The organism is Thermotoga sp. RQ2 (genome assembly GCF_000019625.1).
Taxonomy (GTDB): domain Bacteria; phylum Thermotogota; class Thermotogae; order Thermotogales; family Thermotogaceae; genus Thermotoga; species Thermotoga maritima.
On the sequence record NC_010483.1, the window covers coordinates 363,379 to 383,209 of the forward strand.

The 19,831-nt window shown below is 50.2% G+C and carries 14 protein-coding genes; 5 read left to right on the top strand and 9 right to left on the bottom strand.

The annotated features are described in order from the left end of the window. Window positions 1-146 precede the first annotated feature (146 nt). Together carA and carB are read left to right on the top strand one after the other, a co-directional pair. Window positions 147-1,325, top strand: coding sequence for a glutamine-hydrolyzing carbamoyl-phosphate synthase small subunit (gene carA / locus TRQ2_RS01925; protein ID WP_012310508.1), 1,179 nt, complete (start codon window positions 147-149; stop codon window positions 1,323-1,325). Beyond that, window positions 1,325-4,624, top strand: coding sequence for a carbamoyl-phosphate synthase large subunit (carB, locus tag TRQ2_RS01930; RefSeq protein ID WP_012310509.1), 3,300 nt, complete (start codon window positions 1,325-1,327; stop codon window positions 4,622-4,624). The genes carA and carB overlap by 1 nt, the downstream gene beginning before the upstream one ends. An 18-nt stretch (window positions 4,625-4,642) precedes the next feature. On the opposite strand, the gene leuB is transcribed toward carB, so the two are convergent. The 9 genes from leuB to ilvB are packed head-to-tail and all read right to left on the bottom strand — an operon-like array spanning window position 4,643 to window position 15,549. Beyond that, on the bottom strand, window positions 4,643-5,707 hold the full coding sequence (gene leuB, locus TRQ2_RS01935) for a 3-isopropylmalate dehydrogenase (protein WP_011943025.1): 1,065 nt from the start codon (window positions 5,705-5,707) through the stop codon (window positions 4,643-4,645). A gap of 3 nt (window positions 5,708-5,710) precedes the next feature. Beyond that, window positions 5,711-6,211 (bottom strand): 3-isopropylmalate dehydratase small subunit, encoded by a 501-nt coding sequence (gene leuD / locus TRQ2_RS01940; RefSeq protein WP_011943026.1) that lies wholly within the window; start codon window positions 6,209-6,211, stop codon window positions 5,711-5,713. A 4-nt stretch (window positions 6,212-6,215) separates the two neighbouring features. After that, entirely contained in the window at window positions 6,216-7,469 is a 1,254-nt protein-coding gene (leuC, locus tag TRQ2_RS01945; RefSeq protein ID WP_004081330.1) for a 3-isopropylmalate dehydratase large subunit, read from the bottom strand. A 1-nt stretch (window position 7,470) separates the two neighbouring features. Next, window positions 7,471-9,012 (bottom strand): 2-isopropylmalate synthase, encoded by a 1,542-nt coding sequence (leuA, locus tag TRQ2_RS01950; protein WP_004081333.1) that lies wholly within the window; start codon window positions 9,010-9,012, stop codon window positions 7,471-7,473. Further along, a complete protein-coding gene (gene cimA, locus TRQ2_RS01955; protein ID WP_004081335.1) occupies window positions 8,999-10,615 on the bottom strand; it encodes a citramalate synthase in 1,617 nt (538 codons plus the stop codon). Before cimA ends, leuA begins: the two co-directional genes overlap by 14 nt. Before the next feature lie 12 nt (window positions 10,616-10,627). Next, window positions 10,628-12,292, bottom strand: a complete 1,665-nt coding sequence (ilvD, locus tag TRQ2_RS01960) for a dihydroxy-acid dehydratase (protein ID WP_012310510.1) — start codon at window positions 12,290-12,292, stop codon at window positions 10,628-10,630. Continuing rightward, window positions 12,282-13,292, bottom strand: a complete 1,011-nt coding sequence (ilvC, locus tag TRQ2_RS01965; RefSeq protein ID WP_004081338.1) for a ketol-acid reductoisomerase — start codon at window positions 13,290-13,292, stop codon at window positions 12,282-12,284. Before ilvC ends, ilvD begins: the two co-directional genes overlap by 11 nt. Beyond that, window positions 13,292-13,807, bottom strand: a complete 516-nt coding sequence (ilvN, locus tag TRQ2_RS01970) for an acetolactate synthase small subunit (protein ID WP_004081340.1) — start codon at window positions 13,805-13,807, stop codon at window positions 13,292-13,294. Before ilvN ends, ilvC begins: the two co-directional genes overlap by 1 nt. Further along, entirely contained in the window at window positions 13,804-15,549 is a 1,746-nt protein-coding gene (gene ilvB, locus TRQ2_RS01975) for a biosynthetic-type acetolactate synthase large subunit (protein WP_012310511.1), read from the bottom strand. The genes ilvN and ilvB overlap by 4 nt, the downstream gene beginning before the upstream one ends. Window positions 15,550-15,777: 228 nt before the next feature. On the opposite strand from ilvB, the gene TRQ2_RS01980 reads away from it, so the two are divergent. From TRQ2_RS01980 to thrB, 3 genes are read left to right on the top strand one after another with little or no spacing between them, the layout of a single operon-like run. Beyond that, entirely contained in the window at window positions 15,778-17,940 is a 2,163-nt protein-coding gene (locus TRQ2_RS01980) for an aspartate kinase (RefSeq protein WP_012310512.1), read from the top strand. Then, window positions 17,940-18,986 (top strand): threonine synthase, encoded by a 1,047-nt coding sequence (gene thrC / locus TRQ2_RS01985; RefSeq protein WP_012310513.1) that lies wholly within the window; start codon window positions 17,940-17,942, stop codon window positions 18,984-18,986. The genes TRQ2_RS01980 and thrC overlap by 1 nt, the downstream gene beginning before the upstream one ends. Continuing rightward, on the top strand, window positions 18,983-19,828 hold the full coding sequence (gene thrB, locus TRQ2_RS01990) for a homoserine kinase (protein ID WP_012310514.1): 846 nt from the start codon (window positions 18,983-18,985) through the stop codon (window positions 19,826-19,828). The genes thrC and thrB overlap by 4 nt, the downstream gene beginning before the upstream one ends. Window positions 19,829-19,831: the final 3 nt, after the last annotated feature.

The window sequence follows — 19,831 nt, forward strand, 5'->3', positions numbered from 1 at the left end:
CCCTGCATTCATTGCATGAAAATTCTCAAATTTCAAATGTTTATTCCAAATTAAAGTCCTGTGACTTTCCTTTAATTCAAAGTAAAGAAAAAGACGGGAGGTCCTTTCAGCGGGTATAATCTCTGAGAAAGGGAAGGAGGTGCAACATGTCCAAGAAGGCACTTCTCGCTTTAGAAGATGGTTCGTTTTTTTTTGGACAAAGTCTGGGTGCAGAGGGTGAAACTTTTGGTGAACTGGTCTTCAACACAGGAATGACAGGCTATCAGGAAGTCCTCACCGATCCCTCCTACACCGGTCAGATCGTCGTCATGACCTACCCGGAAATAGGAATCTACGGAGTGAACGACGAAGACGTAGAATCAGATGGAATAAAAGTTGCCGGTTTTGTTGTCTACAGAAGCGTGGATACCCCTTCCAACTGGAGAGCCACCATGTCTTTCCCCGATTACTTGAAAAAGTACAACATCGTGGCCATAGAAGGAGTGGACACCAGAGCACTCACCAGGAAAATTCGAGTGAAAGGTGCTATGAAAGGTGCCATATCGACCGTTGATCTCGATCCGGATTCCCTTGTAAAACGGGTGAAAGAAAGCCCCAGTATCGTTGGAAGGGATTTAGCCGGTCTTGTTTCACCGAAGGAAGTCATCGTAGAAAACCCGGAAGGAGATTTCTCAGTGGTGGTACTCGATTCCGGTGTCAAATGGGGTATTCTCAGAGACCTGAAGAGAGTGGGAGCAAAAGTGATGAGAGTTCCTTACAGTGTTGATATAGACGACATCAAAAAACTGAATCCCGACGGTGTTCTGATCTCGAACGGTCCCGGTGATCCCGCCGCCCTTTTGAAAACCGTCAGATTGATCAAAGACCTTCTGAAAGAAGAAATTCCACTCGCGGGGATCTGCCTTGGGCATCAGCTCCTTGGCCTCGCCGTTGGTGGAAGGACTTACAAGATGAAATTCGGTCACAGAGGCATCAACCATCCCGTTAAAGATCTGAGAACCGGTCGTGTTCTGATCACAACGCACAACCACGGCTTCGCTGTGGATCCAAAGAGTTTCGGCCTTCCAGAACTGGGAAGCGAGGATCAGGACGCGAACGTTCTCACGAAAAATCTTCAGAAGATATCCGCCCTCGAAGGAATCAGTCCTCAGGGAATAAAAGTCGAGATCACCCACATCTCCCTGAACGACGGAACGATGGAAGGAATGAGGCTGGTTGATTATCCAGCCTTTTCTGTTCAATATCACCCTGAAGCCTCTCCCGGACCTCACGATGCCAAATACTTCTTCGAAGAATTCAAACGCCTCATAAAGGAGGTAAGGTAATGCCGAAGAGAGAAGACATAAAGAGGATCCTCGTTATAGGATCCGGTCCGATCACAATCGGTCAGGCTGCGGAGTTCGACTATTCAGGCACTCAGGCCCTGAAGGCTCTCAAAAGCGCCGGCTACGAGGTGATCATAGTTAACTCCAACTCCGCAACCATAATGACAGATCCGGAGTTTTCCGATGCCGTTTACATAGAACCTCTAACGGTGGAGTTCCTCGAAAAGATTATTGAAAAAGAAAGACCGGATGCTCTGCTCCCCACCCTCGGAGGACAGACCGCCCTGAATCTCGCTGTGGAACTCGCCGAAAGGGGGATTCTCGATAAATACGGTGTTCAGTTGATCGGTGCAAAGCTCGACTCGATAAAGAAGGCCGAGGATAGAGAACTCTTCAAGGAAACCATGGAAAAGGCAGGTCTTGAGGTTCTGAGAAGCAGACTCGTGAACAACCTCGCCGATGCACTGGAGACGGCAAGAGAATTCGGCTACCCCGTCATAATAAGGCCGAGTTTCACCCTGGGTGGAACAGGTGGTGGAATCGCGTTCAATGAAGAAGAACTGAGAGACATCGTAACAAAGGGTCTCATAGAAAGCCCGGTTCACACGGTCCTCATAGAGGAATCAGTCCTCGGCTGGAAGGAGTACGAACTCGAAGTGGTGAGAGATGGAGCTGGAAACTTTATAGTGGTGTGTTCCATAGAGAATCTCGACCCGATGGGAATACACACCGGAGATTCCATAACGGTGGCACCTGCGCAAACACTCACGGACGTTGAGTACCAGAGAATGAGGGACGCAGCTCACAAAGTGATCGATGCGATCGGTATAGAAACGGGTGGATCGAACATTCAGTTCGCCGTGGATCCAGAAACCGGTAGAATGGTCGTCATAGAGATGAACCCAAGGGTCTCCAGGTCATCCGCACTGGCATCGAAGGCAACGGGCTATCCCATCGCGAAGGTCGCAGCTCTCCTTGCCGTTGGTTTCACTCTCGATGAGATACCGAACTACATCACCGGCAAAACGATGGCCGCCTTCGAACCCTCCATAGACTACGTCGTGGTGAAGATACCGAGATTCCAACTCGAAAAGTTCCCCGGGGCCGACCCAAGACTGAACACCCAGATGAAGTCCGTAGGAGAAGTGATGGCGATAGGCAGGACCTTCAAAGAAGCCTTGGGAAAAGCCCTCAGATCCCTTGAACTCGATGCCGCTCCCAAACTGGATCTTGAACACATAAGAGAACACCTTGCAAATCCAACGCCGGAAAGGATCTCCTACATCTTTGCTGCGTTCAGGAACGGAATGGATGTAGAGGAAGTGCACGAACTCACTAAGATCGACAGATGGTTCCTCAGAGAGATGAAAGCGTGTATAGAACTCGAGGAAGAGCTGAAGTTGAAGAAATTCGATGTGGAGATCCTGAAGAAAGCAAAACAGTGGGGATACTCAGACAGGGAAATTGCGGAGATATGGGGTGTTTCAGAAAAAGAAATCAGAAAGATGAGAGAAGACAACCGGATCTTTCCCGTCTACAAGATGGTGGACACCTGCGCCGCTGAGTTCGAAGCACAGACCCCGTATTACTACTCCACCTACAACGGCGTGGAGAACGAAGCGGTACCTTCAGACAGAGAGAAGATCATGATTCTGGGATCCGGTCCCAACAGGATAGGTCAGGGAATAGAATTCGACTACACGAACGTCCACGGAGTGTGGGCCTTCCAGGAAGAAGGATACGAAACCATAATGGTCAACTCCAACCCCGAAACCGTTTCGACTGACTACGACACTTCAGACAGGCTTTACTTCGAACCGCTCACCGTTGAAGATGTTCTGGAGATCGTGAGGAACGAAAAACCGAAGGGAGTGGTGGTGGCATTCGGCGGTCAGACACCACTGAAGATAGCAAAATACCTCGTAGAAGAGAGGGTGAACATCATAGGAACGAGCTTCGAATCGATTGAGATCGCCGAAGACAGGGAAAAATTCGCTAAGCTTCTGAAACAAATCGGGTTGAAGTGCCCTCCATTTGGAACGGCATCGTCCGTGGAAGAAGCGTTGAGGGTAGCAGAGAATCTTGGATACCCCGTTCTTGTGAGGCCGAGCTACGTGCTCGGAGGAAGGGCCATGGCCATTGTGGACACTCCTCAGGAACTCGAAATGTACGTCAAGGAAGCGGCCGTTGTCTCACCGGGATACCCCGTTCTGATAGACAAATTTCTTGAAGACGCGATAGAACTCGACGTAGATGTCGTGTCGGATGGAAAATACGTGTGGATAGCAGGATTGATGGAGCAGATAGAAGAAGCCGGAGTCCATTCGGGAGATTCCGCGTGTGTTCTGCCCCCTGTGAGTCTTTCTGAGAAACTCGTGGAAGAGATAGAGGAAACCGTTTACAAGCTTGTAAAAGCGCTGAAGGTTGTGGGAGTTGCGAACATACAGCTTGCGGTGAAAGACGAGGAGATCTACATCATAGAGGCAAATCCCAGAGCATCGAGAACAGTTCCTTTCGTGAGCAAAGCGATCGGAATCCCCGTGGCGAGAATCGCCGCCAAAATCATGGTGGGAAGAAACCTGCCCGAGCTCCTTTCTGAGTACTTCCCATATCCCACAAGACCAGGGGTAAAAGTTGATAAACTGGGAGAGAGTGAGATCCTCCCAACTCCCTGGCCGAAGATGTTCTCTGTGAAAGAGGTGGTGATACCGTTCCATAAGTTCCCGGGAACGGATGTACTTCTCGGGCCAGAGATGCGCTCCACAGGAGAAGTGATGGGAATCGGTGAAGATTTCGCAGAGGCATTCGCGAAGGCTCAGATAGCCGCCGGAAACCCCCTGCCAACAACGGGTGCAATCCTCGCAACCGTCGCAGACAAAGACAAGAGGGAAGCCGTTCCTCTCTTGGCTCACCTCGCAGACATGGGCTTTGAGATATACGCAACAAGAGGAACGGCAAAGGCTCTGCAGTCACACGGTGTGGAAGTGAAGGTGGTTCCAAAGGTGGGAGAAGGAAGACCGGACGTGATAGATCTTCTGGAGCAGGGAAAGATATCCCTTGTCGTGATCACCCAGTCCAGTGATGAACCTGCGCTCGTCGCCGTCTCTCATGGAAAGGAACCCTTCAAAGTTGAAGGAAGAAGAACCGTCGGATACATGATAAGAACCACGGCGCTGAAGAGGAAGATCCCATACCTGACCACAGTCGAGTCACTCAGAGCAGCGGTGGCGGCGATCAGAAAGATGAAGAAAGGCTCTATCGTGAAGGTGAGAAGACTCACCGACACATGGAAAATGTGAAGGGCCCTGAAGGGCCCTTCACCATATTTCTTCGAGTTTTTTACATATGAGATCTCCCATCTGAGAGGTCGAAACCGCCTTTTCTGGATCCTCTGCGATGTCTCTGGTTCTGTATCCCTCTTCTATCACCAGCTCAACCGCTCTTTCTATCTTTCTTGCCTCTTCCACCATTCCAAAGGAATGCTCGAGCATCATGGCGAGAGAGAGGATCTGTGCGATCGGGTTGGCGATGTTCTTTCCGGCTATATCAGGAGCGGAACCTCCTGCCGGTTCGTAGAGGTTCTTATCACCGAAAGACGCGGACGGCAGAAGACCAAGAGAACCAGGAAGTGCCGCGCTCTCATCCGAGAGAATGTCTCCAAACATGTTCGTTGTGAGGATCACATCGAACTGCGATGGTTTCAGGATGAGCTGCATGGCAGCGTTGTCCACATACATGTGCGTCAGCTCCACATCAGGGTATTCTCTCGCTACTTCGTTCACAACTTTCCTCCACAGCATAGAACTGTAGAGGACGTTCGCTTTGTCGACGGAGGTGACCTTTTTTCTTCTGTTTTTTGCGATTTCAAAGGCAGTTCTCGCGATCCGTTCCACAGTTTTTCTGTCGTAGATCATGGTGTCGAATCCCTTTTCTTCATCCAATCCCCTCGGCTGGCCGTAGTAAACTCCGTAGGAAAGTTCCCTGACGGTCACAAGATCGACCCCGGATCCAATCACCTTTTCTTTCAAAGGAGAGACATGCACAAGCGATCTGTAGACCTTTATCGGTCTTATGTTTGCGTAAAGGTTGAGCATCTTCCTTAGGGCAAGAAGCCCCCCTATTTCCGGCCTCTTCTCCGGAGGAAGATCGTCCCATTTAGGTCCTCCGACGCTTCCAAGGAAGATCGCGTCGGCTTCCAGACATATCTTTTTTGTCTCTTCAGGAAGGGGTTCACCGAATTTGTCTATGGCATCCCCTCCGATGTGTCCAAAGACTTTCTCAAAGGTTTTCCCCGTTTTCTTTTCCACCACCTCGAGCACTTTAAGAGCTTCCCTTACAACCTCGGGACCTATGCCGTCTCCAGGTAAAACCGCTATCTTCATCCGTCACTCCCCCACTTCTTTGAGACAGTATTCAAGCCATCCACCCGCTTCCATGATCTTCATGAGAAACTCAGGATATGGTCTTATTCTGTACTCTTTCCCTTTCGTGAGATTCCTCACCACTCCGTTTTCCAGATCCACCTCTGCTACGTCACCCTCTTCGAATTCGTCGGCTTCTTTCAGTTCGACGATGGGGAGACCGATGTTTATAGCGTTCCTGAAGAAAATCCTTGCAAAAGACTTGGCTATGACACAGGAGATTCCAGCCGCCTTTATGGCAACGGGAGCGTGTTCCCTCGAGGAACCGCATCCGAAGTTCTCTCCTGCCACGATGATCGATCCTTTTATATCGTCTCGTCTTCCAAAGCCGGGTCTCGCGTCCTCCATACAGTATTTTGCGAGTTCCTGAGGGTCAGAAGTGTTGAGGTACCTAGCCGGTATGATCTCGTCCGTGTTCACGTTGTCCCCAAAAACGAAAACCTTTCCCTTTATCTTCACCACCATCACCTCACAGCTTTCTCGGATCTGCGATGTATCCCTTTATCGCGCTGGCCGCCGCCACTGCAGGAGATGCCAGGAAAACCTTGCTGTTCGGATGTCCCATCCTTCCAACGAAGTTCCTGTTCGTTGTGGAGATCGCAACCTCTCCTTCTGCGAGCACTCCCATGTGTCCGCCAAGACAGGGTCCACATGTGGGCGTGGAAACGGCGCAGCCCGCGTCGATGAATATGTCGATGAGTCCTTCTTTGAGAGCCTGTTTGTAAACCTTCTGGGATCCCGGAATTATGATGCATCGAACGTCCGGTGATACTGTCCTTCCCTTCAGAATCTGCGCGGCAAGTCTGAGATCTTCTATCCTTCCGTTGGTACAGCTTCCTATCACCGCCTGATCTATCTTTATTCTCTCTTTCTCAGCTTCGGAAACGTCCTTCGCGTTGGATGGGAGGAAGGGATATGCAACCTGAGGTTCGAGCTCAGAAAGGTCCATTTCCACTTCTCTCACGTATTTTGCGTCTTCGTCCGGGTACATCTCTTCCACTTCTATGCCTCTTTCTCTTTCGTAGGCAATGGTGATCTCGTCCACCGGAAACAGTCCCGTCTTTCCTCCCGCCTCGATCGCCATGTTCGAAATGGTAAAACGGCCGTCCATGCTGATCTCTTTCACACCCGGTCCAGAGAATTCTATCGCCTTGTAGTTGGCTCCATCTACACCGAGTATCGAGATGAGCTTCAACACGAGGTCTTTGGCAGTCACCAGATCCTTGAACTTCCCGCGAAGAGTCACCTTTATACTCTCGGGGACACGGAACCATACCTTTCCTATGAGATAGAAGCCCGCGATGTCGGTGGACCCCACTCCGGTCGCAAACGCTCCAAGGGCTCCGTAGGTACAGGTGTGTGAATCCGCACCGACCACGAGATCTCCGGATTTCACGATTCCTTCTTCTGGAAGCAGCACGTGTTCAATACCCATCCTGCCTATTTCGAAGAACTTTTCGATCCCCTGCTCTCTGGCAAATTCTCTCATCATCTTCACCTGCATGGCGGACTTTATGTCCTTGTTGGGGGTGAAATGGTCTGGAACGAGCACCACTCTGTCTGGATACTTCACTTTCTTTCCACCGTACTCCTTGAACTTCTTTATCGCAAGCGGAGCCGTTATGTCGTTCGCGAGAGCGATGTCCGGCTCCAGAAGGAGAAATTCTCCTGGTTCTACCTTTCTTCCCGCTTTTTGAGAGAGTATCTTTTCTGCGAGTGTCATCTCACTCAGCACCTCCGTTTTTTCTGAGAAGACCTTTGGCGATGAGGTACTTGTTTATCGCGTTTATGTAAGCTATCGCGGAGGCCTCCACTATGTCCGTGGAAACTCCCCTTCCACTGTAGAGTTCGTTGTCTATTCTCAACGTGAGTTTGACTTCTCCCTGCGCGTTCTTTCCAGTTCCAACCGCCTGAATTATGTATTCTTCGAGCTTGGGCTGTATACCGAGCGCTTTGTCTATGGCCTTGAAAATGGCATCCACCGGTCCGTTTCCTGCCTCTGCTGCTTCTCTCTTCTCGTTTCCAACCTGAAGCACGACCGCCGCAGTTGGAAGCAGTGTGTTTCCGGTGTGTACATGGAAGTGAACGAGTTTGTAACCGTTGATGGGTTCCCTCAAAACTTCAGAGACGATCGAGAAAAGATCATCGTCGTAAACCTCTTTTTTTCTGTCGGCGAGTTCTGTGAATTTCTCGAACACTTTCTGGAAAGTCTCTTCGTCGAGTTTGATGCCGTATGTCTCCAGTTTCTTCCTGAGGGCGTGTTTTCCGGAGTGTCTTCCAAGCACGAGCGTCTCGGAAGACCTGCCGATATCTGAAGGTTTCATGATCTCGTAGGTTTCTCTGTGTTTCAGCACACCGTCCTGGTGTATTCCCGACTCGTGAAGGAACACGTTCTCTCCCACTATGGGTTTGTTTCTGGACGGGATGAGCCCCGTTATGTGTGTGAGGAGTCTGGAAGCGGGGTATATGAGCTCCGTCTTTATACCCGTCTCGTAGGGAAGTTTGTCTTTCCTCACCTTGAGGATCATCACGAACTCTTCCAGGGCGCAGTTTCCTGCCCTTTCTCCGATGCCGTTCAAAGTCACCTCGACCTGGGTGGCTCCGTTCTGAACGGCGGCAAGGGAGTTCGCCACGGCGAGTCCGAGATCGTTGTGACAGTGCACAGAGAGATCGACGTTTTCTATACCGGGCACACCCTCCCTCAGAGTCTTTATGAGTTCTCCAAACTCGTCGGGAAGGGCGTACCCCACCGTGTCCGGAACGTTGATCGTAGTGGCTCCGGCTTCGATCGCCGTCTTGTAAGCCTCTATCAGGAAGGGAACCTCCGTTCTCGAAGCGTCTTCCGCCGAGAACTCCACGAGGTCGAAGAACTGTTTGGCGTAACCGACGTATCTTCTGATCCTCTCGAGGATCTCTTCTTTTTCCATTCTCAGCTTGTACTTTCTGTGAATCGGAGAAGTCGCTATGAAAACGTGTATCATACGTTTGTCCTTTGGTCGATCCTTGAGAGCCTCGTATGCTGCGTCTATGTCTTTTTCAACGCACCTTGCGAGTCCCACCACTATGGGTTTCTGAACGGCGCTCGCAACTCTTTTCACAGCCTCGAACTGCACGGGAGATGAAACGGGAAACCCGGCTTCGATGAGATCGACGCCAAGATCCTCCAACATGAGCGCCATTTCTACTTTTTCTTCAATCGACATCGAAGCTCCCGGGGATTGCTCTCCGTCTCTCAACGTTGTATCGAAGATCTTAATTCTCCTCATCGTTTCTCATCTCCTCTTCATCCTTGTGAAGCTTGTACTCTAAGGATTCGAGAAGAGCGGTCCAGGAAGCCTCTATGATGTTCGGTGAGACGCCCACAGTTCCCCACCTTCTCTTTCCATCGCTGGACTCTATGAGAACCCGTGTTGTCGCTTTGGTGCCCGCCTGCTCGTTCAGGATTCTCACCTTGTAGTCCGTGAGTTTCGTGTCTTTCAAAGATGGATAGAATTTCTCGAGGGCTTTTCTCACCGCTCTGTCGAGCGCTTCTACCGGTCCTTCTCCTTCCGCTGCTGTGTGTTCAAAGGGTTCGTCGTGTCCCAGTCTCTTCGCAACTTCGTCCGGGACTCTGACTTTCACGGTTGCTTCGGAGAAACTCTCCTCATCCCTGTTCTTTATGGTCATCACGGTGAAACCGAGAAACTCAAAGTACTTCTTTCTTTTCCCGAGCATATCCCTGACGAGAAGCTCGAAAGATGCCTCCGCACCCTCGAAGTGGTACCCCTGCGCTTCCAATTCCTTGATCTTTTTGAGGATCTCCCTGACCTTGGGCGATGACTCATCTATTTCGAATCCCATTTCCTTTATCTTCTCCAGCACGTTGCTCTTACCGGAAAGTTCCGAGATGGATATGATCCTTCTGTTCCCCACGAGTTCCGGGTCGATGTGTTCGTAAGTCCTTGGATCGCGTTTTATGGCAGAAACATGGACTCCTCCCTTGTGAGCGAAGGCGTAATCACCCACATAGGGCATGTTCTCGATGTGGGGCCTTCCGGAGAGTTCTGCCACGAGGTGTGCCACATCGAAGAGCTTCTTCAAGTTTTCCTTTGGTATAACCTCAAGTCCCATCTTGAGAACGAGATTCGGAATCACCGAACAGAGATTCGCGTTTCCACATCTCTCTCCAAGGCCGTTTATGGTCCCCTGGACGTGCACGGCTCCCTTTCTCACAGCCGCGAGTGTATTCGCCACCGCCACATCCGAATCGTTGTGAGCGTGTATTCCGAGCGGAGCTTTCACGTGCTTTTTCACATCCTCGATGATCTCCTCGATCTCGTGTGGAAGCGTTCCACCGTTCGTGTCAGCGAGAACGAGACAATCAGCCCCCGCTTCTTCAGCCACCTTCAGAGTTTTGAGGGCGTACTCTCTGTTCGCCTTGTACCCATCGAAGAAGTGTTCCGCGTCGTATATCACCTCATCGGCGAATCTTTTGAGATATGAAACTGTGTCGTATATCATCTTCAGATTCTCTTCGAGTGTCGTTCGCAAGGCTTTTTCCACGTGAAGATCCCAGCTCTTTCCAAAGATCGTGTAAACAGGTGTTTCCGCTTTTATGAGGGTTTGAATGTTCGCGTCTTCTTCTATTTTCACATCGGGCCTTCTTGTGGAACTGAAGGCCGCCACTTTCAGATTCTTGAAGTTCATACCTTTTACAGCTTCAAAAAACGCTATATCCTTCGGGTTGGAGCCAGGCCAACCCCCTTCAAGATAGTGAACACCGAGGTCATCGAGTGCCTCGGCAATTCTGATCTTATCTTCGAGTGAGAAAGAAACTCCAAAGGCCTGCGCACCGTCCCTGAGCGTTGTATCGTAGACCTTTATACTCAAAAGACCACCTCCTCAGGGCTTCCTGAAGGTTGCCCCCTTGCTCGCCGACTGCACGAAGAACGCGTACCTTCTCAGGTAATCGCTGTCCACTTCTTTCACCAGAGGCGTGAACTCTTTCATTCTTCTTTCGAACTCTTCGTCTGAGATCAAGAGATTCAGGGTTCTCTTTTCAAAATCTATCTCGATGAGGTCCCCGTCTTTCACGATACCTATAGGACCGCCTTCTGCCGCTTCTGGAGAAACGTGACCTATCACGGCACCGTGCGATCCACCCGAGAACCTACCGTCTGTGATGAGAGCCACGTCCTCCGCAAGGCCCATCCCCACGATAGCGGAGGTGGGTGAGAGCATCTCCCTCATCCCGGGACCACCCTTCGGTCCTTCGTAGCGAATCACAACCACGTCTCCTTTTTTGATCTTTCCAGATAGAATGGCTTTTGTCGCCTCTTCTCCGTCTTCAAAGACGACGGCCGGGCCAACGTGGTGCATCATCTTCTCGGGAACACCGGAGAGTTTGGCAACCGCTCCTTCCGGAGCGAGGTTCCCGAAGAGGATACCGAGCCCGCCCTCTTTGTGGTACGGATTATCGAAGGGCCTGATCACATCTTCATTCAGGATCTTAGCTTCTCTGACGAGATCTCCAATCTTTCTCAAATAGATGGTCATGACGTCTTCCTTCAAAAGACCATTTTCCTGGAGACGTTTCATCACAGCGTAGATACCACCAGCATCGTCGAGATCCTGGATGTGGTACGGACCAACGGGAGAGATGTTGCAGATGTGAGGAATCTTCCTGCTGAGTTCGTCAAAGAGCTTTATATCGAAATCTATTCCAAAACTCTCGGCTATCGCCTTCAAATGCAGAACTGTGTTCGTGGATCCTCCCGTTGCAAGATCCACCATGACAGCGTTCATGAAAGAGTCCAGAGTGACGATATCTCTTGGTTTTATATCTCTTTTCACGAGTTCCACAACGAGTATTCCCGCTTCTTTCGCCATTCTCAACCTCTTCGCATGTACGGCCGGTACAGTCCCATTCCCCCTCGGTGCGATTCCGAGAGCTTCCGCCAGAGAGTTCATCGTGTTCGCGGTGAACAATCCAGCACACGAACCGGCACCCGGGCACGCGAGATCTTCTATCGCTTTGAGCGTTTCTTCATCGACTTTTCCCACTTTGTATCCACCAACCGCTTCGAAGACGGTGATGAGATCGATGTCTCTGCCGTTGTAGCGACCTGCGAGCATGGGACCGCCGGATATCAGAACGGACGGGATGTTCAATCTTCCCATGGCCATCATCATGCCGGGTGTGATCTTGTCGCAGTTGGGGACGAAGACCAAACCATCGAAGGGGAAACCGCTTGCAACGATCTCTATGGAGTCCGCTATGAGTTCCCTCGAGGGCAAGGAAAACTTCATTCCCCTGTGATCCATGGCTATTCCGTCACAGATCCCGATCGTTGGAAAGACGAAAGGAACTCCTCCGGCCATTCTCACACCGGCTTTCACCGCCTCGACAACCTTGTCAAGGTGGACATGGCCGGGAATGATCTCGTTCCACGAGGACACTATGCCGATGAAAGGCCTTCGCATTTCGTCGTCCGTTATTCCGAGTGCCTTCAAAAGTGATCTATGAGGAGCCCTTTCGAGGCCCTTTTTTATCACATCACTCCTCATCGACGTTCCTCTCCTTGAGCCATGGCATCATTTTTCTGAGTTCTTTTCCCACTTTTTCTATGAGATGTTCGGATTCTTTCTTTCTCATGGTGTAGAAGTAGGGTCTTCCCGCCTGATTCTCGAGTATCCAGTCTTTAGCGAACTTTCCTGTCTGAATGTCCTTGAGCATCTGCTTCATGTTCTCTCTCACTTCTTTTGTAACGATCTTTTCCTGACTGATGTAGTCACCGTACTCTGCGGTGTTGCTGACGGAGTATCTCATGAAGGAAAGACCACCTTCGTAGATGAGATCAACGATGAGCTTGAGCTCGTTGAGACACTCGAAGTAGGCAATTTCCGGTTGATAACCCGCATCCACGAGAGTTTCAAAACCGGCTTTTATGAGAGCCGTTACTCCACCGCAGAGGACCGCCTGCTCTCCAAACAGGTCCGTTTCCGTCTCTTCCTTGAAGGTCGTCTCTATCACACCAGCTCTCGTCACGCCGATACCTTTGGCGTAGGCGAGCGCTATATCTTTGGCCTTACCGGTGTAGTCCTGATAGACCGCTACAAGAGCCGGCACACCCCTTCCTTCGACGTATTCTCTTCTCACGATGTGACCAGGGCTCTTTGGAGCGATCATTGTCACATCCACGTTCTTTGGAGGAATGATCTGATGATAGTGGATGTTGAACCCGTGGGCAAACATCAGCATCTTACCCTCGGTGAGGTGTTTTTCTATGTACTTTTTGTAGATCTCCGGCTGGTGTTCATCGGGAATGAGTATCATGATGATGTCGGCCTCTTTTGCCGCCTCTTCTATTGTTTTCACGGTGAGACCCTGTTCCTCCGCCTTCTTCCAGCTCTTGCTTCCTTCCCTCAATCCGACCACAACGTTGAGACCGCTGTCTTTCAGATTCAACGCGTGCGCATGCCCCTGACTCCCGTACCCTATGATAGCGATCTTTTTGTCCTTGATCAGATTGAGATCCGCGTCCTTGTCGTAATAAATCACTGCCATCAGAATCCCTCCCCTTCTTTTACGTTCCACCTGTTCATGGCTACGATACCTGTTCTCGCTATTTCCTCCACCTGCTTCTGAGGAAGAAGATTTATGAAAGCCTCCACTTTGCTTCTCGCACCAGTGATTTCTATGATTGCGCCTTCTCTGGAAACATCGATGATCTTACCCCTGAATATCTCGACGAGCTGGAAGATCTCCTGTTTGTCCTCATCGAACCTCACCTTGATCAGAGCCATTTCTCTTTCCACGCGGTTCTCCGGAAGGGGATCGATGGGAGTTACCTTCACAACCTCCACGAGTTTGTAGGCCTGTTTTTCTATCTGTTCTATCGTTTTATCGTCGCCCTTCACCATTATGACGAGCCTAGAAAGACCCGGAGTTTCCGATTCTCCAACGGTGATACTGCTGATGTTGAACCCCCTTCTGGCGAACAGGTTCGCCACCTTCCTCATTACACCGGGTTTATTGTGAACGAGCATGGACACAAGATGCTCTCGAATCTGGTCCGTCATCTTTCATCACCTCTCCTGCTCTCTTCGATGACCTTCAGAACTCTTTCCACGAAGGTTTCGTCGTATGGGGCTTCAATGAGCGGTGTTCCCACGTCTCCTCCCGGTGGTACCATCGGAAGAACGTTCTCGGCGGGATCAACGACGGCGTGAATGAGCATCGGCTCTTTGGATTTTGCGAGTTTCTCGATCGCTTCATCGACCTGATCGGGCTTTTCTATTCTCATTGCTTTTATACCAACAGCTTCCGCTATCTTCGCGAAATCCGGGTTGTCAGACAGAATGGTGGCAGAGTATCTGCAGTTGAAAAAGAGCTGCTGCCACTGTCTCACCATTCCCAGCGCTTTGTTGTCCATCACGATGATCTTCACAGGAAGGTTGTACCTTTTTATCGTCATGAGCTCCTGTATGTTCATCTGGAAACCGCCGTCTCCGGCAAAAACTACAACCTCCTTGTCTGGGGCTCCTATCTTGGCTCCTATTCCAGCGGGAAGGGCGTATCCCATCGTTCCGAGTCCTCCGGAACACAGGAAAGACCTCTGGTGTTTGAACTTGTAGAACTGAGCAACCCACATCTGGTTCTGCCCCACATCCGCAACGACCACCGTGTCGTCTGGAAAGACCTCGTTCACCTTTTCCACAACGTACTGGGGTTTTATGAGCTTCCCATCCCTCTTGTAGGTGAGCGGGTACTTTTTCTTTATCTCCTGGAGCTCTTCGATCCAGTCCGAGAAGTCCGTCTCGATTTCGTACTTCAGGAATTCCTCAAGGACACTCTTCAGATCGCCGACTATGGGCACGTCTACCCGAACGTTCTTTCCGATTTCGGCGGGATCTATGTCAACGTGGACTATTCTGGCGTTCTTCGCGAACGTCCTGGGATTTCCGAGGATTCTGTCGCTGAATCTCACACCGAGGGCGATGATGAGATCTGCGTTGGCCACGGCGTAGTTCCCATAGTAAGTACCGTGCATTCCGATTCCTTCGTAGTAAAGCTTCTCGTCGGAAGGATTCACACCGCGTCCCATGAGCGTGCTGACAGCTGGAACCTTGAATTTGTCGATGAACTGGTTCACAAGATCCATGGCACCGGAAAGATTCGCTCCACCACCCACGATGACAACGGGGCGCTTCGATTCTTTCAAGAGTTCAATCGCCTTCTTTATCTGTTTGGGATGGCCTTTCACCGTGGGTTTGTATCCCGGAATTTCCACCGTATCAGGATAGTTGAATTCTCCCTCGGCCGTTTGTATATCTTTTGGAAAGTCCAGAAGGACAGGTCCCGGCCTTCCCGTTGTGGCAACGTAGAACATTTCCTTTATCGCGTAAGGAAGTTCTTCTATACTCGTAACGAGGTGGTTGTGCTTGGTGATGGGCATGGTGATTCCCGTGACATCCACTTCCTGAAAGGCGTCTGTTCCTATGAAAGAGGTGGGAACCTGACCGGTAATCACCACGATCGGAATCGAATCCATGTAGGCGGTGGCTATGCCTGTGACCGTGTTCGTGGCACCTGGGCCAGAAGTGACGATGACCACTCCGGGTTTTCCCGTGACCCTCGCGTAACCGTCTGCCGCGTGTGTGGCTCCCTGTTCGTGTCTGAAAAGATAGAAGTTTATCTTATCCTCGTAATTGCAGAGTTCGTCGTATACGTTGATGATGGCACCGCCGGGGATACCGAAAATCGTATCGACTCCTTCTTTCAGAAGGGCTTCGAATAACATCTTTGAACCTTTCATCTTCACGTGAACCACTCCTCTCGGAGATTGAATGATTATACCAGACCTGGAATAATAAATAAATCACGGGGGGTTTTTAGGAATGGTATATCACTCACTTTAAAATGTCAAGTTGTTGAATCGAATTTTTTGTTAGAAGTAGCATTTTTATCATGAAAATGTAAAATTTAGGATAAGATGAGAACATATCGATCCTTTAAAATGTTCACAAACTCTTCCCAAGGAGTGAGAAAAGTGCGGGTAGGAATCGCAGGGCTTGGAACTGTGGGTGGCAGTATATACCGCATACTGAAAGAAAGAGGAAATGAAATAGAAAAAAGGATCGGTGAAAAGTTCATCATTTCGAAGGTGATAAATCGCTCTCCTCAAAAGTACGAACTGCTTGGCGTTCCGAAAGAGGAGATAGCTTTCGATTTCGATGACCTCATTTTGAACAGCGATGTGATTGTAGAAGCAATAGGTGGAACGGATGTGGCAGTCGATCTTGTGCGACGTGCCTTGGAGCTGGGGCGAATCGTCGTAACTCCAAACAAAAATCTCATCTCCGAATACGGCAACGAGTTCTCAGAGTACATAAAAAAACGGAAGCTCTTCTTCGAGGCATCCGTGGGTGGGGGTATTCCCATCATATCTCTCCTTCAGGATTATCTGATCTTTCAGAAAGTCACCAGGATACGCGGAATAATGAACGGAACGACGAACTACATCCTCACGGAGATGAGCAAGGGAAGACATTTCGAAGAAGTTCTGAAAGAAGCACAGGAACTTGGCTATGCTGAAGCTGATCCCACAAACGACATCGAAGGTTACGACGTGGCGTACAAGGTCTCCGTCTTAGCTGGTGTGGTAACGGGAAGGTTTCCGGGCATAAACAGCGTGCAGTTCGAGGGCATAACCAGAATAGATCCGGAGTATCTAAAAGAGATCGTTCGCTCCGGAAAAAAGCTGAAGCTGATCGGGGAACTCGATTTTTCAACAAACAGATACGAGGTACGTTTGAGAGAAGTGACACCGGAGGATCCGTTCTTCAACGTGGATGGTGTGGACAACGCGATAGAAGTTTCAACTGATCTCGCTGGAGATTTTCTGCTGAAGGGAAGGGGAGCGGGTGGATATCCCACCGCCAGCGCCGTGATAGCGGATCTTTTCAGAGTGGCGAAATACAAAGTGCTCGGCGGTGCCGAGAAGTTCTCGGTTGTGGTGATGAAGTTCGGTGGAGCCGCTATCTCCGATGTGGAAAAACTCGAGAAGGTGGCCGAGAAAATCATAAAGAGAAAGAAGAGCGGTGTGAAGCCCGTTGTCGTGCTTTCCGCCATGGGAGACACCACGGATCACTTAATAGAACTCGCAAAGACGATCGATGAAAACCCCGATCCAAGAGAACTGGATCTCCTCCTCTCGACGGGAGAAATACAGAGTGTGGCTCTCATGAGCATCGCACTCAGAAAAAGAGGCTACAAAGCGATCTCTTTCACTGGAAATCAGCTGAAGATCATAACCGACAAGCGTTACGGATCAGCGAGGATCATCGACATCAACACGGATATCATTTCGAGGTATCTGAAGCAGGATTTCATACCCGTTGTCGCCGGGTTTCAGGGTATAACCGAAACGGGGGATATCACCACACTTGGGAGGGGTGGCTCAGATCTCACAGCGATCGCTCTCGCTTACTCACTGGGAGCAGATTTGTGTGAGCTCTACAAAGACGTGGACGGGGTGTACACGGCGGATCCCAGGATCGTCAAAAACGCGCGGGTGATAAAAGAGCTCTCCTGGGAAGAGATGATCGAGCTCTCGAGACACGGCGCCCAGGTGTTGCAGGCGAGAGCAGCGGAGTTCGCGCGAAAGTACGGTGTCAAGGTTCTCATAAAGAACGCACACAAAGAAACTCGTGGAACCCTTATATGGGAGGGGACAAAAGTGGAGAACCCAATCGTCAGGGCGGTTACCTTTGAAGATGGTATGGCGAAGGTTGTTCTGAAAGATGTACCGGACAAACCCGGTGTCGCAGCACGGATTATGAGAACACTCTCTCAGATGGGAGTGAACATCGACATGATCATACAGGGAATGAAGAGCGGGGAGTACAACACCGTGGCGTTCATCGTTCCGGAGTCCCAACTCGGAAAACTCGACATCGATCTTCTGAAAACAAGAAGCGAAGCGAAAGAAATCATCATTGAAAAAGGACTCGCAAAGGTCTCCATCGTAGGGGTGAACCTCACTTCAACACCGGAAATCTCCGCTACTCTCTTTGAAACACTGGCGAACGAGGGGATCAACATCGATATGATCAGTGCATCGAGCAGCAGGATTTCTGTGATCATAGACGGAAAATACGTGGAGGATGCCGTGAAGGCGATACACAGCAGATTCGAACTGGACAGGGAGTGATGAAATTGGGCATACTCGAAAAGTACAGAAGATTTCTTCCCGTAACAGACAAAACCCCCATGCTCTCTTTGAATGAAGGGAACACTCCTCTCATACCTCTTGTGAACATGAGCAGGGAACTCGGAATAAACATCTACGTGAAGTACGAAGGATCCAATCCGACGGGGTCCTTCAAAGATAGAGGAATGGTCGTTGCCGTCGCAAAGGCACTGGAAGAAGGCTCGAAAGCCATCATGTGCGCTTCAACGGGGAACACCTCCGCATCCGCTGCCGCGTACGCCGCAAGGGCGGGAATAAAGGCGATCGTTCTGATACCAGAAGGGAAGATCGCACTCGGAAAGCTGGCTCAGGCGATGATATACGGCGCCGTGGTGCTTCAGGTGAGAGGGAATTTCGACAAGTGTCTGGAACTGGTCAAGGAGATCACATCCAAATATCCCATCACACTCGTGAACAGTATCAATCCCTACAGACTCGAAGGTCAGAAAACGGCCGCTTTTGAGATAGTCGACGAGCTCGGAGATGCACCGGACTACCACTTCATCCCCGTGGGAAACGCGGGCAACATCTCCGCTTACTGGATGGGATACAAGGAGTATTATCAGCATGGATTCTCCACCAAGCTTCCAAAGATGATGGGATTCCAGGCGGAAGGGGCCGCCCCCATAGTTCGCGGTCATCCCATAGAAAACCCGGAGACGGTCGCCACTGCAATAAGGATCGGTAACCCCGCGAACTGGGAAAAAGCGGTCCGGGCACGCGATGAATCGGGTGGAGACATCGACATGGTGAGCGACGAAGAAATACTGCGCGCACAGAGACTCTTGGCTCAGAAAGAAGGGATCTTCTGTGAGCCCGCATCCGCTGCATCGATAGCGGGGCTTTTGAAGAAGCACAGACAGGGAATCTTCAGGGGTGGAGAGATCGTTGTGTGTACCCTCACAGGGAACGGTTTGAAAGATCCGAACATCGTCATCTCACAGCTCGAACCCCCAAGGACCATAGAAGGAAGAGTAGAAGAGATTCTGGAGGTACTCGACATATGAAGGTCCTGGTACCGGCCACAACGACCAATCTCGGAGCGGGATTCGACGTCTTTGGACTCGCGCTGGATCTTTTCAACGAAGTGGAGTTTTCTTTCGATACAAAAGAGACAACCATAGAAAGTACTGGAAAATACGCTTCGGATTTGAAGGACCACAATCTGTTTTTCGAAGTCTTCAGGTTCTTTGAGAGAAAAACCGGGTACAGAGTTCCGCCAGTCAGGATCAAGCAGACATGCAACATCCCTGTATCGAGCGGTCTTGGATCGAGCGCCGCTGTGATCGTCGCGGCGCTCCACATTGCGAACGAAGGAACGGGCAGAAATCTTTCACGGGAAGATCTCATGAAACTCGCTGTGGAGCTGGAAGGACACCCTGACAACGTTGTACCCGCTTTCACAGGGGGGCTTGTCGTTTGCTATCAAAACGGAAGTCATCTTGATTTCGAAAAGTTCGAAATCGATCTTTCTCTCACATTTTTCGTTCCAAACTTTTCGATGTGCACGAACGAGATGAGAAAGATCCTTCCGGAGAAGGTCCCTTTCGAAGATGCGGTCTTCAACATAAAGAATTCATGCCAGTTCCTTGCAAAGATCGCAGCTGGAAAGATCAAAGAGGCTCTGAAATACGTAGGGGATCGTCTTCACCAGAACTACAGGATAAACGACAATAAGAAGATGAAAGAGTTTGTGGAAGCCATCTTATCAAAAAATCCCGAGTACTGGTTTGTGAGCGGATCCGGTCCTTCTGTTTGTTCCAATATAAATGACTTTGAAGGGATTCCCTATCTCAAGGACGTTCTGAAGCTGAGGGTGAACAACAGGGGGATGATAGTTTCAGAATAGGGG

Excerpts from the sequence above, each read along its gene's own strand:
- carA (WP_012310508.1), top strand. The coding sequence starts at position 147 with ATGTCCAAGAAGGCACTTCTCGCTTTAGAAGATGGTTCGTTTTTTTTT.
- carB (WP_012310509.1), top strand. The coding sequence starts at position 1,325 with ATGCCGAAGAGAGAAGACATAAAGAGGATCCTCGTTATAGGATCCGGT.
- leuB (WP_011943025.1), bottom strand. The coding sequence starts at position 5,707 with ATGAAGATAGCGGTTTTACCTGGAGACGGCATAGGTCCCGAGGTTGTA.
- leuD (WP_011943026.1), bottom strand. The coding sequence starts at position 6,211 with ATGGTGGTGAAGATAAAGGGAAAGGTTTTCGTTTTTGGGGACAACGTG.
- leuC (WP_004081330.1), bottom strand. The coding sequence starts at position 7,469 with ATGACACTCGCAGAAAAGATACTCTCTCAAAAAGCGGGAAGAAAGGTA.
- leuA (WP_004081333.1), bottom strand. The coding sequence starts at position 9,012 with ATGAGGAGAATTAAGATCTTCGATACAACGTTGAGAGACGGAGAGCAA.
- ilvD (WP_012310510.1), bottom strand. The coding sequence starts at position 12,292 with ATGAGGAGTGATGTGATAAAAAAGGGCCTCGAAAGGGCTCCTCATAGA.
- ilvC (WP_004081338.1), bottom strand. The coding sequence starts at position 13,292 with ATGGCAGTGATTTATTACGACAAGGACGCGGATCTCAATCTGATCAAG.
- ilvN (WP_004081340.1), bottom strand. The coding sequence starts at position 13,807 with ATGACGGACCAGATTCGAGAGCATCTTGTGTCCATGCTCGTTCACAAT.
- thrC (WP_012310513.1), top strand. The coding sequence starts at position 17,940 with ATGAAATTGGGCATACTCGAAAAGTACAGAAGATTTCTTCCCGTAACA.
- thrB (WP_012310514.1), top strand. The coding sequence starts at position 18,983 with ATGAAGGTCCTGGTACCGGCCACAACGACCAATCTCGGAGCGGGATTC.